Source organism: Prochlorococcus marinus CUG1438 (assembly GCA_017644325.1).
Taxonomy (GTDB): Bacteria; Cyanobacteriota; Cyanobacteriia; order PCC-6307; family Cyanobiaceae; genus Prochlorococcus_A; species Prochlorococcus_A marinus_AA.
On the sequence record JAEPLS010000003.1, the window covers coordinates 119478 to 134750 of the forward strand.

The 15273-nt window shown below is 32.6% G+C and carries 14 protein-coding genes; 6 read left to right on the forward strand and 8 right to left on the reverse strand.

Annotation, left to right across the window (positions count from 1 at the left end; translation table 11 throughout):
• Positions 1-4 precede the first annotated feature (4 nt).
• Positions 5-598, forward strand: coding sequence for a lipase (locus tag JJ847_08965; GenBank protein ID MBO6961016.1), 594 nt, complete (start codon positions 5-7; stop codon positions 596-598).
• On the opposite strand, the gene JJ847_08970 is transcribed toward JJ847_08965, so the two are convergent.
• The 7 genes from JJ847_08970 to JJ847_09000 all read right to left on the reverse strand — a co-directional run bounded on the left by JJ847_08970 (position 591) and on the right by JJ847_09000 (position 9662).
• Positions 591-2678, reverse strand: a complete 2088-nt coding sequence (locus tag JJ847_08970) for a M3 family metallopeptidase (GenBank protein MBO6961017.1) — start codon at positions 2676-2678, stop codon at positions 591-593. The genes JJ847_08965 and JJ847_08970 overlap by 8 nt on opposite strands.
• 13 nt (positions 2679-2691) lie before the next feature.
• Entirely contained in the window at positions 2692-4233 is a 1542-nt protein-coding gene (locus JJ847_08975) for an NAD(P)H-quinone oxidoreductase subunit 4 (GenBank protein ID MBO6961018.1), read from the reverse strand.
• Between the two features lie 78 nt (positions 4234-4311).
• Positions 4312-5259: a homoserine kinase gene (locus tag JJ847_08980; protein MBO6961019.1), complete on the reverse strand. Its 948-nt coding sequence runs from the start codon at positions 5257-5259 to the stop codon at positions 4312-4314.
• A gap of 6 nt (positions 5260-5265) precedes the next feature.
• Positions 5266-6303 (reverse strand): glucokinase, encoded by a 1038-nt coding sequence (locus JJ847_08985; GenBank protein ID MBO6961020.1) that lies wholly within the window; start codon positions 6301-6303, stop codon positions 5266-5268.
• A gap of 10 nt (positions 6304-6313) precedes the next feature.
• Positions 6314-8230 carry a threonine--tRNA ligase gene (gene thrS, locus JJ847_08990; GenBank protein ID MBO6961021.1) on the reverse strand — a complete coding sequence of 639 codons (1917 nt, stop codon included), beginning with the start codon at positions 8228-8230 and terminating at the stop codon, positions 6314-6316.
• 3 nt (positions 8231-8233) lie between these two features.
• Entirely contained in the window at positions 8234-9250 is a 1017-nt protein-coding gene (gene trpS / locus JJ847_08995; GenBank protein MBO6961022.1) for a tryptophan--tRNA ligase, read from the reverse strand.
• Positions 9240-9662, reverse strand: coding sequence for a hypothetical protein (locus JJ847_09000; protein ID MBO6961023.1), 423 nt, complete (start codon positions 9660-9662; stop codon positions 9240-9242). The genes trpS and JJ847_09000 overlap by 11 nt, the downstream gene beginning before the upstream one ends.
• A gap of 166 nt (positions 9663-9828) precedes the next feature.
• On the opposite strand from JJ847_09000, the gene JJ847_09005 reads away from it, so the two are divergent.
• From JJ847_09005 to JJ847_09025, 5 genes are read left to right on the forward strand one after another with little or no spacing between them, the layout of a single operon-like run.
• On the forward strand, positions 9829-11166 hold the full coding sequence (locus JJ847_09005; GenBank protein MBO6961024.1) for a YcjF family protein: 1338 nt from the start codon (positions 9829-9831) through the stop codon (positions 11164-11166).
• 19 nt (positions 11167-11185) lie between these two features.
• A complete protein-coding gene (locus JJ847_09010; GenBank protein ID MBO6961025.1) occupies positions 11186-12085 on the forward strand; it encodes a metal ABC transporter substrate-binding protein in 900 nt (299 codons plus the stop codon).
• A gap of 3 nt (positions 12086-12088) precedes the next feature.
• Complete coding sequence (locus tag JJ847_09015; protein MBO6961026.1) at positions 12089-12853, forward strand: metal ABC transporter ATP-binding protein; 765 nt, start codon at positions 12089-12091, stop codon at positions 12851-12853.
• Between the two features lie 12 nt (positions 12854-12865).
• Positions 12866-13738, forward strand: a complete 873-nt coding sequence (locus tag JJ847_09020; protein MBO6961027.1) for a metal ABC transporter permease — start codon at positions 12866-12868, stop codon at positions 13736-13738.
• Entirely contained in the window at positions 13735-14907 is a 1173-nt protein-coding gene (locus JJ847_09025) for a DUF4336 domain-containing protein (GenBank protein ID MBO6961028.1), read from the forward strand. Before JJ847_09020 ends, JJ847_09025 begins: the two co-directional genes overlap by 4 nt.
• Positions 14908-14913: 6 nt before the next feature.
• Here JJ847_09025 and JJ847_09030 read toward each other — a convergent pair whose 3' ends face one another.
• Complete coding sequence (locus tag JJ847_09030; GenBank protein ID MBO6961029.1) at positions 14914-15249, reverse strand: DUF760 domain-containing protein; 336 nt, start codon at positions 15247-15249, stop codon at positions 14914-14916.
• Between the last annotated feature and the right edge of the window lie 24 nt (positions 15250-15273).

The window sequence follows — 15273 nt, forward strand, 5'->3', positions numbered from 1 at the left end:
AGTATTGGAAAAAAGAAATCCTATTTTATTAATTCATGGGCTTTGGAATACTTCAAGTATTTTTTCTTCTGTTACCTCAAAACTTGATGATATTGGGATTGAATATTTTGCCCCAACTCTTAAGCATTCATATGGTATGACTTCACTTATTGATTTGACAAATATATTAAACGAATTAATTTTAGAGAAATATGGCTTAGAAAAAGAACTAGATATTTTAGGATTTTCAATGGGAGGGATAATTGGTAGGCATTGGATTCAAAAATTTAATGGTTATAAAAGAACAAGAAGATTTATTACTGTAGGTTCGCCTCATAAAGGAACATTAACAGCACAATTAGTACCTAAATATCCTTTTAGAGGAATATCAGAAATGAAAATAAATAGTAATTTTTTAAGGGAACTGGCAAAGAACGATTTTTTCCTTGATGATATAGAATGCATAACTTTCTTTACTCACTGGGATCTAATGGTTTTCCCTAGCTGGTGGACTAATTTAAATTTAGGGAAAAAAATATCATTAAAAGTATATAAGCATAGAAATCTGATAAGAAATAAATCGGCGGTAGAGAAAATAATCGATGAAATTATTATGTAGATCCAGATAGACCTAAGTGTCTTATTAAAGCATCTGTTTTTGGTTCCCTTCCCCTGAATAGTTTGAATATCTCTAATGGAGGTAAGCTACCACCCAAGCTAAGAACTGTATCTTTAAATTTCTTTCCTATTAATTTCAAATCTTTAGAGTTTTCTAGATTCGCTTCTTCGAACATAGAAAAAGCATCAGCACTTAGAACCTCAGCCCATTTATAAGAGTAATATCCTGCAGAGTATCCTCCTGCAAATATGTGACTAAAACAACAAAGAAATTTATCTTCTTGAATTGGAGTAATTACAGTTGTTTTTTTTGCAATTTCTCTTCTAATTTCATCTGCTGTTTTACCTTCGTTTTTATCAAGTCTACTGTGTAATCTAAGGTCTGTAATCGCAAAATGTAGCTGTCTAAGAGTAGCCATACCACAATTAAAAGTTCTGTTCTTTAGTAGCTTTTCAAAGTTTTCATCAGATAATTTTTCACCTGTTTTATAATGCTTAGCAATACTCAAGAGTGTATTTTTATGAAAACACCAGTTTTCCATAAATTGACTTGGAAGTTCGACTGCATCCCATTCCACATTATTAATACCAGCTGCTTGAGGAAGATTTACAGTGGTAAGCATGTGTTGAAGACCATGACCAAATTCATGAAATAGTGTCTGAACTTCTTCAAAACTCATCAAACTAGGTTTGTCTTTTGAGGGTGGAGTTTGATTACAAACAAGATAAGCTACCGGTAGAGTCTTTTTGCCAACACTATTTTTATTCAAGCATTCATCCATCCAAGCTCCCCCTCTCTTAGACTCCGGCCGTGAATATGGATCGAGGTAAAAAGATGCTATTTTGTTATTTTCTTTATTAAGGATATTAAAAAATAAAACGTCATCATTCCATCTAGGAGCTTCATTGGTTGCTTCGACTACTTTAATTTCAAAGAGCTTTTCACTTAATTTGAATAAACCATTCAAAACATCATTTAGTGGGAACCAAGGCCTCAAAGATTCTTGATCTAAATTAAGCTTTTCTTTCCTAAGAAGTTCAGACCAATAACTGATATCCCATGGCTCAATATTCTGTGATTCTGACAATCCATTAGTTTTAGAAAACTTATCTAGCGTTTCTAATTCAATTTTTGCGGTTTTGAATGCTGGTTCTCTTAAATCCTCTAAAAGGTTTTCAACATTTTTGATTTCTTTCGCCATTTTAGTTGACAAACTTAGTTCTGCCCAACTTTCATAACCTAGAAGATTGGCCTGTTTAGTTCTAAGAGTTAAGATTTCTTCAATAATTTGAGAATTACTTTTTTCTCCTTGAGAAGCTCTGCTAACAAATGCCTTATAAAGTCTTTCTCTAAGGTTACGGTCTGTAGCATATGTCATGAATGACGTATAAGTTGGAATATCTAGACTTAATTTCCAAGGACCATTCTTGATATCAACTTCGCCATTTTGTTTTAAATGATTGTGAGCAGTCATTGCCATCAACTCGAGTACTCGTTCAGGAAGACCATCTACTTCAGATTTTTTATTTAATATTAAAAACCATTTATTAGTGGCATCAAGAACATTGTTACTAAAATCTGTCGATAACTTTCCAAGCTTTTCTGAAATGTTGTTAAATTCTTCTTGATCATTTTTATTTAATGAAATGCCTCTGTGTTGCATCTCGAGAATTTCTTTATCTAAAATCCTTTTTTTGATTTGATCAAAGTTATTTGTCTCTTTAAGCTTGACTAAAGAATTATAAATTATTTTACTTTGTCCGAATTTGTTACTCAAGCTAATAATCTCGGGAAGAAACTTTGAATAAATATCTCTAAGACTTTCAGAATTTTTTACTGCATTTAGATGGCTTATTACACCCCAACTCCATCTAAGAATTTCATTGACTTCATTTAAAGGATTTATTACCTTATCCCAACTTAAATCATTTTGAATTAAATAATGAGATAAATTTTTCTCTATATTTTTAAAATCTTCTTCTATCTTTTCAAGTACTAATGGAAACTGTTTATTTATGTTTTCGGGTGTAAATTTTTTAAATTCTGGCAATTCTCCATATTTAAAAATCGAACTTTGCATTGATTAAAATGAGTTAATTAACTAATGTTGGAATTAATCCTATTAACTTAGCTAAAGTGAGATGCTGACTGAGAGCATTTGTTGAAGATTCGTATAAATTTATGGCGATTTTGGGCCAAAAACCTATTGCCAAAGTAGGCAACAATAAACTAAAACCAATAGTCAACTCTCTACCATTCATTTCTTTAACTGTAGCTAGTGCGGGAATTCTAGGACCAAAGAATACTCTTCTACACATTGAGAGTAAATATATTGGTGTTAGAACTAAACCAATAGCTGCAATAAGAATCGTAATTGATCTAAAGATAGAGCTGAAACCTTCTTGACTAGTGATACCTAAAAATACAGTTATTTCACTAATAAAACCGCTCATTCCAGGTAGTGCTAGAGAAGCTAAAGAGCTTGCCAAGAAAAAAGCAAAAGTTATTGGTAAGACCTTTGCTAAACCGCCCATATTTGGAATAGAAAGAGTATTTGTTCTTTCATAGAATGAGCCCGTAACAAAAAACATAGCTGCAGCGATAAGTCCGTGACTGATCATTTGGAGCATTGCACCGCTTATCCCTAAAGCATCGACAGCTCCAATCCCTAAAAGAACGAAACCCATATGACTCACTGAGCTACATGCAATTCTCCTTTTGACATTATCTTGTGCAAATGCATTTAATGCTCCATATATTATATTGATAATTCCAAGAATAATTAACGCAGGTGCAATTTGAAGATGTACTTCAGGTAATATTTGAACGTTGAATCTTAAAAGAGCGTAGCCTCCCATTTTTAAGAGTATTCCAGCAAGCAACATTGATACTGGTGCATTAGCCTCACCATGCGCATCAGGTAACCAAGTATGTAGAGGAAAGATCGGAAGTTTTACTCCAAAGCCAATCAAAAATCCAAGATAGGATAACAATGCTAGGCTTCCTGTTACGTGTTTATTTGTTAAGTCGGTAATATTTAAAGTAAAGGTATCGCCACTCAAGGCAATTGCCAACCCACTTATGAGTATTAATAAAGAAGCTAATGCTGTGTAAAGAATAAATTTAGTAGCTGCATATAATTTCTTTTTCCCTCCCCAAATTGCGATAAGAAGATATACCGGAACCAACTCAAGTTCCCAGGCTAAGAAGAATAATAAGAAATCTTGAGAGAGGAAAACCAGTGCTTGAGCTGAGGCTTGAACTAATAAAAGAGCAAAATATAAATTAGATTTTTTCTTTATTTTCCAACTTGCGGCAACTGATAAAAATGTAATTAATCCACTTAAAGCGACTAAAGGAGCAGATAACCCATCTACTCCAAGAGACCACTCTAAACCAATTGAGGGTAACCAAGTAACTCTTTCTATAAGTTGCAAGGAGCTAATTGCGGGATCAAATTTCTGGAAAAGTACACCAATAATCAGTAAAAAATCTATGAACAAAAAACTTAATGAGATATTTCGAGGTAGCGTATTATCTTCCCCTTCCTTTGTACTCAAAAAAGGCATTATTAATGCCCCAATTAAAGGAAGTAAAACTATAGTTGATAGCCAAGGGAAAGATTCTAAATTCATTTTGTAATGAATAATTTTACTATTCTAGTTGAAGTTGCACTAGCTTGAGACTATAACATTAAAAATGCCTAAGTAAAACTACTTACCTGAAATGGCGCTAAATTGACTCCCTGTTGTTTGAACATTTAAAAATGGCGCTCTACTTGCTACGCCTGACTTCTCCCATGCTTTTACCATTGCTTTACTTACATTTTTACCATTTTCCTTTTTACACAAAGCCAAGATACTTGGACCAGCCCCACTAATTGCACATCCTAAAGCACCTGCTTCTAATGCGGCCTCTTTGACTTCCAGCCCACCTTTAATAAGTTTCCACCGGTATGGTTCATGTAACTTATCAAACATCCCCTCTTTTATTAATTCTTCATTTCCTGCTTTTAATCCATTTAGCAATAAAGTAAGTGCCCCCATATTAGTCACAGCATCAGATAAGGGAACATTCTTTGGCATTACTTTCCTTGCTTCACTTGTACTTAAACGAATAGCAGGTATTGCTACAACAACTTTTATAGAATCGTGCCAATCACATCTTATTATTCTCCATCTTTGTGAAGAAGAGCGGGCGGTTAAACAAAGGCCCCCCAACAGAGATGGAACTACATTATCAGGATGACCTTCGATATCAATAGCAAGTTCTAGAAGTTTTTCTTTCGACAGTGGGGAATTCATTATGGCATTTGCTCCGATCAGTCCAGCGACTATTGCTGTAGCACTACTCCCAAGTCCGCGTGCTGGTGGTACAGCTAGCTTGACTCTTGCTTCAAGGGCAAAAGGGTCCATATTCGCACTTCCCCATACTTTCTGAGCGGCTCTAAAAACCAGGTTCTCCGGTCCCCCTCTTAAATGATTACCATCGGTACTCTCCATAATTAAATCAAATCTATCTCCACCACCTTCAATTCTCGTAAAAATAAATTCATTATATAAATCTAGTGCTGCACCTAGGCAGTCGAAACCTGGCCCCAAATTTGCAGTTGTAGAAGGTACTGTTACTCTTATTTTTTTACCTACTTCAGGAATAAACATTTTTTGTTAAGTAGTTTTTAAAAGCATTTCTGCTCTGCAGGCGGCACTAAAAAGTCCAAACTCTTCATCTAAAATCACTCTCATAGGTATTGTTTTAAGAATATCTTTTAATCTTCCCTTATCGAAAAATTGTTTCATAAATAAATCTGATTTAAAGTTTTTGAAATGTTTTGATGCGGTCCCTCCAGAAATCCATAACCCTCCAAAGCACAATTCTTGAAGAGCAACATCTCCAAGTAAAGAGGCATAAGCACCTAACCAAATCTTCTCAACTTCGACCATTAGCTGATCCCCTTCTTTAGAAAGATTGCAAATTTTTTCAGGTAGTTCTTTCCTCGCAAGATCATAATTTTTAATTTCTTTTAGATATTTTTTTAGAGGATGGTTTTGGGCATCAGGCTTGCTTAGTCTCCATTCGGCGATTCTTGATAAACCAGTGCCGCTAATAATTCTCTCACAAGATATCCTCTCAACTTTTAGGTAATTCTTAAGCCAAATTTTTAATTCCCATTCTAATTTTGATTTTGGCGAGTACTCTACATGACCACCTTCACTAGCCAAAACTTTTATATTTCCCTCCGATATTATGCCTCTTGCAATGCCCAAACCAGTTCCCGCTCCAACAATAGCGTGTAAATCATTATTAGCTCCTTCAGAATGGGATCCATTTTGGATAGTAGAATATTGATTATTTTTTAAATAAGGTATTCCATACATTTGTACTGCGAAATCATTTATTAGTTCGCAACTTTTAAAATTAAATTTCTTCTGTAAAGCATTTCCAGAAATATACCATGACAAGTTTATGATTTTTGCTTGATTGTTAGATAAAGGACCAGCTACGGCAAAACATGCAGAAGAAGGATGAGGAATATTTTTGCATTCATTTTTGAGAAAATCTTCTAGTATTAAGTCAAAAGAATCCCAATCAGAAGATATATATTTCTTCTTGGATAATAACTTAGGCGAATTATCATTTTTTGTTTTTTCGAATATTCCCAATAGCACCTTAGTGCCTCCTAAATCACAAGCGAGAAAATTCATATACTTTAAATTATTCTGTCCTCCCTTTTTTTTCTATTAATTGATCTATAAATTTGTATAGATTAGGTAAATTGAAAATTCCTAAATTTGTTCCATCCAAAGCTCTTAAGGCAACTGAATCAATTTCTTCTTCTTTATCTCCAATAACTGCAATTAATGGAACTCTTTCAAGAGTCGCCTCTCTTATTTTATATCCTATTTTTTCATTCCTAATATCAACTTTTGATCGGTAACCATTGTTATTTATAAATTCATTAAACTTTAAACATTTTTCAATATTTCTATCGGTAATGCTCAATAAAATTATTTGACAAGGCGCAAGCCAAATTGGGAATTTTGCCTCATATTGTTCAATTAAAATTCCGATAAATCTTTCAAAGGATCCTAAGATTGCTCGATGAAGCATAACTGGATTTCTTTTTTCATTATCAATATCAACATAAGTTGCATCTAATCTTATAGGCATTGAGAAGTCAACCTGAATAGTACCGCATTGCCAGACTCTATTAAGACAATCTTTTAACGAGAATTCTATTTTTGGACCATAAAAAGCACCTTCCCCTGGTTGTAGTCCCCATTTTAGATTCTTATTATCGAGAGCTTTTGTAAGAGCCTCTTCTGATTTATCCCAAATCTCTTCGCTACCTACCCTTTTTTCAGGACGAGTTGATAATTTGATAATGATTTCATCAAAACCAAAAGTTTTATAAACCTCGAAAACAAGATCTATAAAAGTAGATACCTCCTCTTGAATTTGCTCTTCTGTGCAAAATATATGTGCATCATCTTGAGTAAAGTTTCTTACTCTCATTAAGCCGTGTAATGCACCAGATGGCTCATTTCTGTGACAAGAACCAAATTCAGCAAGTCGAATAGGTAAATCCTTATAACTTTTTAAACCTTGATTAAATACTTGAATATGGCATGGACAATTCATTGGTTTAATTGCATAAGTTCGATTTTCTGATGCAGTAGTAAACATATCGTCTCTAAATTTTTCCCAATGACCGGATTTTTCCCAAAGAGATTTATCAACAGCTTGTGGGGTTTTAATTTCTAAATAATTATTTTTTTTAAGTATTCCTCTTATGTATTTTTCCAGTACCTGGTAGATGGTCCATCCATTTGGATGCCAAAAAATCATTCCTGGAGATTCTTCTTGTATATGAAATAGTGCATGTTTTTTACCAAGTTTTCTATGATCTCTTTTTTCTGCTTCTTCAATTCTTGTTAAGTAGTCATTGAGTTCTTTCTCTTTTGCCCATGCAGTTCCATATATTCTCTGTAATGATTCATTATCGCTATTACCCCTCCAATATGAACCTGATAATTTAAGTAACTTAAAGTGTCTCAAATGTCTAGTGTTAGGAACATGTGGCCCTCTACACATGTCGATATATTCTTCATGCTTGTATAAATTGATAAGACCTTCTTCAGGAATTTCTTCAATAATTCTTAATTTAAAAGTCTCATCTCTCTCTTTAAAAGTTTTAATTGCTTCTTCTTTAGAAACTTGCAAAATTTCAACGTCATAGTTTTTTTTGATTAATTTATTAATTCGATTTTCGATTTTTATTAAATCTTCAGGAGTAAATCTATATTCAGAAAAAATATCGTAATAAAAACCATCTTCAATTACAGGCCCAATAGCCATTTTAATATTAGGGTAAATTTGTTTAACTGCATGACCAATAAGGTGAGCAAAGGAGTGTCTTATTATTTCTATACCCTCTTTATCTTTTGATGTGATGATTACAACTTTGGAATCTTTATTTATAGGAATAGTTGCATCAAGAAGAACATCATTTACTTTCCCAGCAATTGTTGCTTTAGCTAATCCAGCTCCGATACTCTCTGCAATTTCTAGGATAGTTACAGATTTTTCGAAAACCTTTTTTGTACCATCAGGCAAAGTAATTATTGGCATAATTTATTTCTCCATTTCAAAGAATCCCAATTTTGATTTAACTCTTTTTAAAGTCTGATTTGCTACATCTTCCGCTTTTCCCCTCCCTTCTTCAAGGATTTTATTTAATTGATATGGATCATTAATTAATAATTTATATTTTTGCTGAATAGGTTCTAGTGAATCAATAAGTTGTTCAGTAATTAATTTTTTAAATGTGCCCCATCCAGTCTCTGAGAATTCCTTTTCACATTGAGAAATTTCTTTACCCGATAATATTGAATAAATCATTAAAAGATTTTTAGATTCTGGCCTCTCAGGGTTATTAAATTCTATTCCAATAGAGCTATCACTTTTTGCCCTTTTTATTTTTTTTGTGATTAGTTCAGGAGGATCTAATAAGTTAATACGACTGTTCTCATTAGGATCACTTTTGCTCATCTTTTTTGAACCATCAATCAAACTCATTATTTTTGACCCATTCTTCATGATTATTGGTTGAGGGATTTTTAAAATATTTTTATCCTTACTAAATCTGGCATTTATTCTTTGTTGTGCAATATCTCTGGCAAGTTCAAGATGTTGTTTTTGATCCTCACCTACTGGTACAAAGTCTGCTTCATATAGAAGAATGTCTGCAGACATTAGGATCGGATAGTCAAATAGTCCAATGGATACATTATTTCCCTGTTGTATGGATTTTTCCTTGAATTGAATCATTCTTTCCATCCAATTTATAGGAGTCATGCAATTTAAAATCCAGCAGAGTTCTGAATGTGCAGAAATATGACTTTGGACAAAAATTGAGCATATATTGGGATCAATCCCACAAGCGACGTATAAAGCCGCAGTAGAGATAGTGTTCTGAGATAATTCTTTTGGATTATATGAAGTTGTGATTGCGTGCAAATCAACTACACATAGAAATGTTTCATATTGCTCTTGAAGCGTAACCCAATTATTTATGGCTCCAAGCCAATTCCCAATATGTAAATCACCAGTAGGTTGAACTCCCGAAAGAATTCTTTTTTTATTTGCCATCCTCTTCAACTTCGCTAGATTGGACCTCTTCAGGTGATGTACTTTTTACAGGCCTTGCAAAAGGGTCAGGTGCTGTTTTTGACTTTTCTTCATGAGGATTTTGTGATTGTCTACTCGGAGAGGAGTTTTTATTATTTTTTGCATATTTTGTGATTGATTCAATTAATTTTTCGTCTTTGATCATTTCGCTAAGTGTTCTAACAGAGAAACCCAAAACTGCAACGGTAGATCTCAATTGAAAGGTCTCTTGTATTGATTTAACAGCTTTCATTTCGTTATCACTTAATCTTATGCGAAATCCTCCTCCATCTCTTCTTCCGCCTGACCTATCTCTGAAATTAGACCTTTCATTGTTAGAACGACCTCTGTAATTTTCTTGTCCAGGATTATTGCTGAAATTTGAATTAGACATCTTGATGTTTCTTAAGTTATTTAAATAGTCTATTAACTTAGCATCTTGTTATGCAATAAGTCTTTCTTAAAAGCTTTAAATTTTTATCTTTTGATTAACGACTTATGAAATTTTGCTTTTCTCATTCACGAGTTGCATTAAAATAATATTAGAAAAATAAAGTACTGTGTTTGATATTAGTAAAGACAACCTTTTAAAGGATTTTATAAAATTTCCAAAAAGAAATCTTTTTATTATTTTATTATTATTAGGTTTTGGGGAATGGTTTGTCAGTGACTTAATTCATTTTGCAGGAGGCTCAATCGGATTCTTTGCGTTGTGTTTGGGTGGGTACTTTTACTTGAAGAATGATAAGCCTAAATTTAATGAGCCAAATAATTTAGATGGTTGGATAAATTTATGTAATGAAGATTTAAATTTTTTTGAAGAACTTGAAGCAAAAAATGAATTAGAAAAAAAGAATTCAAAAAGACAAAAAATACTTGAATCGATTCTTAATAGAAGTGAAAAAGAAAAAATAAGTTGTATTGGACAAAAAGATTATCAGAGTTGCTACTCTATTTTGAAAAGTTATTTTAAAGTAGAGAAGTTTGACTTTGATTTATACAAAAAACTGCCTAAGTACAATTCTTCTCAGATTATTCCAGAAGAAGCTTTGAAGAGTGATGCAATCTTGTATTTTATAAACTTGCCTTTGTCGGCAAATGATTTTTTGTGGCTGGAAAAGTTTCCTAAAAATATGCCAATCTGGTTGGTGGCTTTAACTTTAAACGAAATAGAAGCCAAAAATCAGATAGAAGAGCTTAAGTCTCAAATTTCAAGTAACTTTATAAACAAAATTATTACTTTTGATGTGAATAAGAATGAAATAATAAATATACCTTTTTCGTTAAGAAAGTTTTCCATAAGTTCATCTAAAAATATTGAAAATACAAAAAAAAGGCTATTGAAAGAACTTCATGCTGTCTGGCAATCTGAAATTGAAGGGATAAGAAGAGTGCAATTAAAAGGTATACAAAGAAAAAATCAAATTCTTGTTGCGACAACTGTTTTCTTATCTCCTATCCCATCAATTGATGTTATGGCAATGACAGTACTAAATTCATTAATGATTAAAGAAATTAAATCTATATGGGGCTGTAATTGGTCTCCTGAAATTTTAGATAAAGTATCTAAAGAGATTTTAAGGACTGCAATTGCTCAGGGGGTTATTGAATGGAGTGGACAGACTCTAATTGGCATAACAAAATTACATGGACCAAATTGGATTGTCTCTGGAACATTTCAGGCTGTCAGTGCTGCTTATTTAACAAGAGTAGTATCAAGCTCTTTGGCTGATTTTATGGCAATAACAAAAGGAGTAGAAGAACCTGATTTGGCTTTTATAAAGAAAAATTCTGAGAAAATTGTTGAAAAAGCTTTTGAAAAAGAAAAAATAAATTGGCAAGGATTTATTTCTGATCTTAGAAAACCTATTATGAAACCATCTTTTAGTTCATCTTAAAGAAGGGTGAAGATTAAATATGAGAAAAAATATTATTTTTTTAAGTTTGTTACTTCTACTTTCTCTTGCTTCAGGCTCATGTAAGAGAATACCAGATAAAAATCAAAGTAAAGAAGTAATACTGGCAAGTTTCACTGTTTTGGCTGACATAATTAGCAACATTACAAAAGATGATTTTGTTGTTAGATCAATAACGAAACCTGGAGTTGAAGTTCACGGCTACCAACCAACTCCGAGCGATTTGGTAAATGCCTCTAGTGCTTTTGTTTTTATTGATAATGGATTTGGTTTTGAATTATGGGCTGAAAAATTTGTTTCTAATTTAAAAGTAAAAAGAATTACTGTTGCGGAAGATTTAGATCCTATTTTTATCAGTGAAGATTTCTATAAAGGGAAACCAAATCCTCATGCCTGGATTTCTCCAAAAAGAGGGATCCTATATGTAGATATTCTCGTGGATTCTTTATCGGAATTGAGGCCATCCAAAAGAACATTATTTGAAGAAAATGGAAAAATTTATAAAGATAAACTATCTAAATTAGATAAAGAATTCTCACTTTTTATTAATAACTTAAATAAAGAAAGGAGGTATCTAGTAAGTTGTGAAGGTGCTTTTTCATATTTAACAAAAGATTATGGATTAGAGGAAGTTTATTTGTGGCCAGTTAATGCTGAGAGTCAAATTACTCCCAAAAGAATGACAAGAACAATCTCACTAGTTAAAGAAAAAAATGTCCCATCTGTATTTTGTGAAAGTACTGTAAGTAACGAAACTCAAATGGTTGTTGCAAAGGAAACTGGGGCTAATTTTGGAGGAAATCTTTTTGTTGATTCATTATCCGATGATAGTGGGCCTGCTAGTTCCTATATAAAAATGCTTGAGCATAATTTGGATTTAATTAAAAAAGGGATTTTTTGAATTATGGAATCAATCAATTATCAAAACTTTAGGATTGATGCAGAGAATATTTGCGTAGATTACAACGGTAAAGTGGCGTTGTACGATGCCAATTTAAGATTGAAACCTGGCCAGATTTGTGGGTTAGTAGGGATGAACGGGGCTGGTAAAACAACTTTTTTTAATGCTCTAACTGGCTTTGTGAATATTTCAAAGGGAAAAATTAGAATAAATGGAGAGTCTGTAAGATCTGCTCAAAAAGATCAGACAATTGCTTATGTTCCTCAAAATGAGGGCATTGATAGTCAATTTCCAATAAGTGTTTGGGATGTTGTGATGATGGGAAGATATGGTTCAATGAATATTTTTAGGTGTCCTAGAGAGTCTGATGTTCAGGCGGTTAAAGATGCTATTGAGAGAGTTGATCTTACTGATTATTTGTCTACACCTATTGGTAATTTATCTGGAGGTCAGAGAAAACGAACTTTTTTAGCTAGAGCAATTGCGCAAAGAGCGTCAATATTACTTCTTGATGAGCCTTTTTCAGGAGTTGATATAAGAACTGAGAAACTTATCTCGGAATTATTTATTCAATTTAAAAATGAGGGGAAAACTATATTATTATCAACGCACGATATGATTCATGTCCGTGAATTTTGTGATTTGGTACTTTTAATAAATAAAACTGTTGTAGCTTATGGCGAGACCTCTGAAGTATTTACCCCTGAAAATATTACAACCACTTTTGGAGGGATTTCTCCTGATTTCTTGTTTGGACCTGAATCCTAAATCTTAAATTAAATGGAGCTCTATTCTTTTTTAACTTTAGATACATTCATAAGAGATCCTTTAACTCATGACTTTATGAGAAAAGCACTTCTTATGAGTTCATTAGTTGCAGCTGTTTGTGGTTTTCTATCAAGTTATTTAACTCTTAAAGGATGGGCTTTAATGGGAGATGCAGTTTCACATTCGGTAATGCCTGGTGTTGTGGTCGCGTATGCACTAGGTCTTCCTTTCTCATTAGGGGCATTTATTTTCGGGGTTGGTTCTGTAGCATTGATAGGGTTTATTAAGCAGAAATCTAGAGTTAAAGAAGATACTGTTATAGGTCTTGTATTTACTGGATTTTTCGCTCTTGGAATCGTATTGGTTTCTAAAATTAAAAGTAATATTGATTTGCACTCTATTCTTTTTGGTAGCCCATTAGGAATATCACTTTCAGATGTAAAACAAACTATATTCATTTCTTTATTGGTAGTGATCCTTTTATCAATTTTTAGAAAAGATTTAATGCTTTATTGTTTTGATCCTAGGCATGCAAAAACAGTTGGGATTAACGTATTTTTTCTTCATTATTTACTCCTCACATGCTTGTCTTTGGCAGCTGTTGTGGGCTTGCAGTCTGTTGGAATTATTTTGGTAGTTGCAATGTTGATTACACCAGGTGCTACAGCATATTTACTTACGGATAAATTTGATAATATGACAGTAATTTCGGTATTAAGTGCAATCATCTCAAGCCTGATAGGAATCTATGTTAGTTTTTGGTTTGATCTTGAAACAGGCGGATCAATAGTCTTGGCACAAACTTTTATATTTTTATTTGCTTTTTTATTCGCTCCAAGATATGGGATATTTAAGTTAAAGAAATTATTTGCTGGGTATAAATGATAGTGGTGGAAGAAACTTTAAATAATAAGTGGAATTGGTGGCCATTATTCCCCTTATATCCTTATGGAAAAAAGAAAACAATTTTAAGAGAATTAATTCCTGGTCAAATATGGTCTTTGGAACAAATACAGGGACTATATTATGTGGCGGTTCCAATAAGAATGACTGTAATAAAGGTTGATAATGGATTGATGCTAATAAATCCACTGCCACCGACAAAAGAATTAATAAATGAGTTAGAAAAATTAATTACGATACACGGTAAAGTAAAAACAATAATTCTACCGAGTGCCTCTGGACTAGAACATAAAATCGGACTGCCTGCTCTTTCAAGAATTTTTAAAGATGCAGAAATTTGGCTTTGTCCTGGACAATGGAGTTTCCCCATAAATCTACCATTAGATTTTTTAGGAATTCCATCAAAAAGGTCAAGAATACTTTTTAAAGAAGGTACTCCATATACAAACTCCTTTAAATGGTCTTCATTAGGTCCACTAAATTTAGGACTTGGAAGATATCAGGAGATAAGCTGTTTCCATTATCCTACGAAAACTCTTCACGTAACAGATGCAATAGTTGGAATAGATTCCACACCACCTGAGATATTTAATTTTGATCCAACTCCACTTCTTTTTCATTCTAGAGATAGAGGAGATGAGCCTTTGATTGACTCGATCGAACAAAGAAAAAAAGGATGGAAAAGGCTAGTCTTATTTTCATCTTTTTTGAAACCAGGTAAACTAAATATTCCACCACTAAAAAAAATATTTAAGTATTCATTCAAAAAAAATCTTAGAAATTGGAGATCTCATTTCGGTATTTATCCCTTTTTATGGGACGATGATTGGGAATCCTCTCTTGTTGAAATAATGGGTAAAGATACTCCTAAGATTCAAATTGCACCAGTTTTACAAAAATTAATTTTTCCGCGTTCAAAAGAAGTTTTACTTAATTGGTTAGAGAATATAAAGTCTTTTGAAGGTATGGAATATTTAATTCCAGCTCATTTTTCTGCTCCTATAAAATTTTCAATAGAAGATTGTCAAAAATTAATTGATGAAATTAATTCTCAAAAGTGGGATAAACTTCCCGAGGATAATAAATTTTTGATAGGTCTATATAAAAAGTTGTTTGAACTAGGAATAATTCCTGAAGAAGTAAATCTTTAAAAATTATTATTCTTCAATAGACATGTTTTCATCATTTTTAAGAGTTTGTTCCAGCTCTTTTCTTTGCTCCATTTGTCTTAAGAAATATCCTGTCATCATTGCAGAAGATAATAAATTAGCAATATTGTCTTTTGAAGATGTTATTTTTACATCAAATTGATCTGAAGGTAGCATTCCAAGAAGACCTTGAACATTATGTCTAATAATCTCTTGAATATCTTCACTCGCTGATTTTGCTACTCTTTGCAAAACTTCTGGAGATTGTTTTTGTAAATATTGAATTAAATCATTCTCGTCGTTTGGATCATTATTTTCAGTAGCAAGAAATTCTGGATTAAACATTTCTACAGCTTCAATATATAAAAA

Coding starts and splice junctions, on each gene's coding strand:
- JJ847_09000 (MBO6961023.1), bottom strand. CDS start 9,662: ATGTCTAATTCAAATTTCAGCAATAATCCTGGACAAGAAAATTACAGA.
- JJ847_08980 (MBO6961019.1), bottom strand. CDS start 5,259: ATGTTTATTCCTGAAGTAGGTAAAAAAATAAGAGTAACAGTACCTTCT.
- JJ847_09025 (MBO6961028.1), top strand. CDS start 13,735: ATGATAGTGGTGGAAGAAACTTTAAATAATAAGTGGAATTGGTGGCCA.
- JJ847_09030 (MBO6961029.1), bottom strand. CDS start 15,249: ATGTTTAATCCAGAATTTCTTGCTACTGAAAATAATGATCCAAACGAC.
- JJ847_08970 (MBO6961017.1), bottom strand. CDS start 2,678: ATGCAAAGTTCGATTTTTAAATATGGAGAATTGCCAGAATTTAAAAAA.
- JJ847_08975 (MBO6961018.1), bottom strand. CDS start 4,233: ATGAATTTAGAATCTTTCCCTTGGCTATCAACTATAGTTTTACTTCCT.
- thrS (MBO6961021.1), bottom strand. CDS start 8,230: ATGCCAATAATTACTTTGCCTGATGGTACAAAAAAGGTTTTCGAAAAA.
- JJ847_09010 (MBO6961025.1), top strand. CDS start 11,186: ATGAGAAAAAATATTATTTTTTTAAGTTTGTTACTTCTACTTTCTCTT.
- JJ847_09015 (MBO6961026.1), top strand. CDS start 12,089: ATGGAATCAATCAATTATCAAAACTTTAGGATTGATGCAGAGAATATT.
- JJ847_09020 (MBO6961027.1), top strand. CDS start 12,866: ATGGAGCTCTATTCTTTTTTAACTTTAGATACATTCATAAGAGATCCT.
- JJ847_08985 (MBO6961020.1), bottom strand. CDS start 6,303: ATGAATTTTCTCGCTTGTGATTTAGGAGGCACTAAGGTGCTATTGGGA.
- trpS (MBO6961022.1), bottom strand. CDS start 9,250: ATGGCAAATAAAAAAAGAATTCTTTCGGGAGTTCAACCTACTGGTGAT.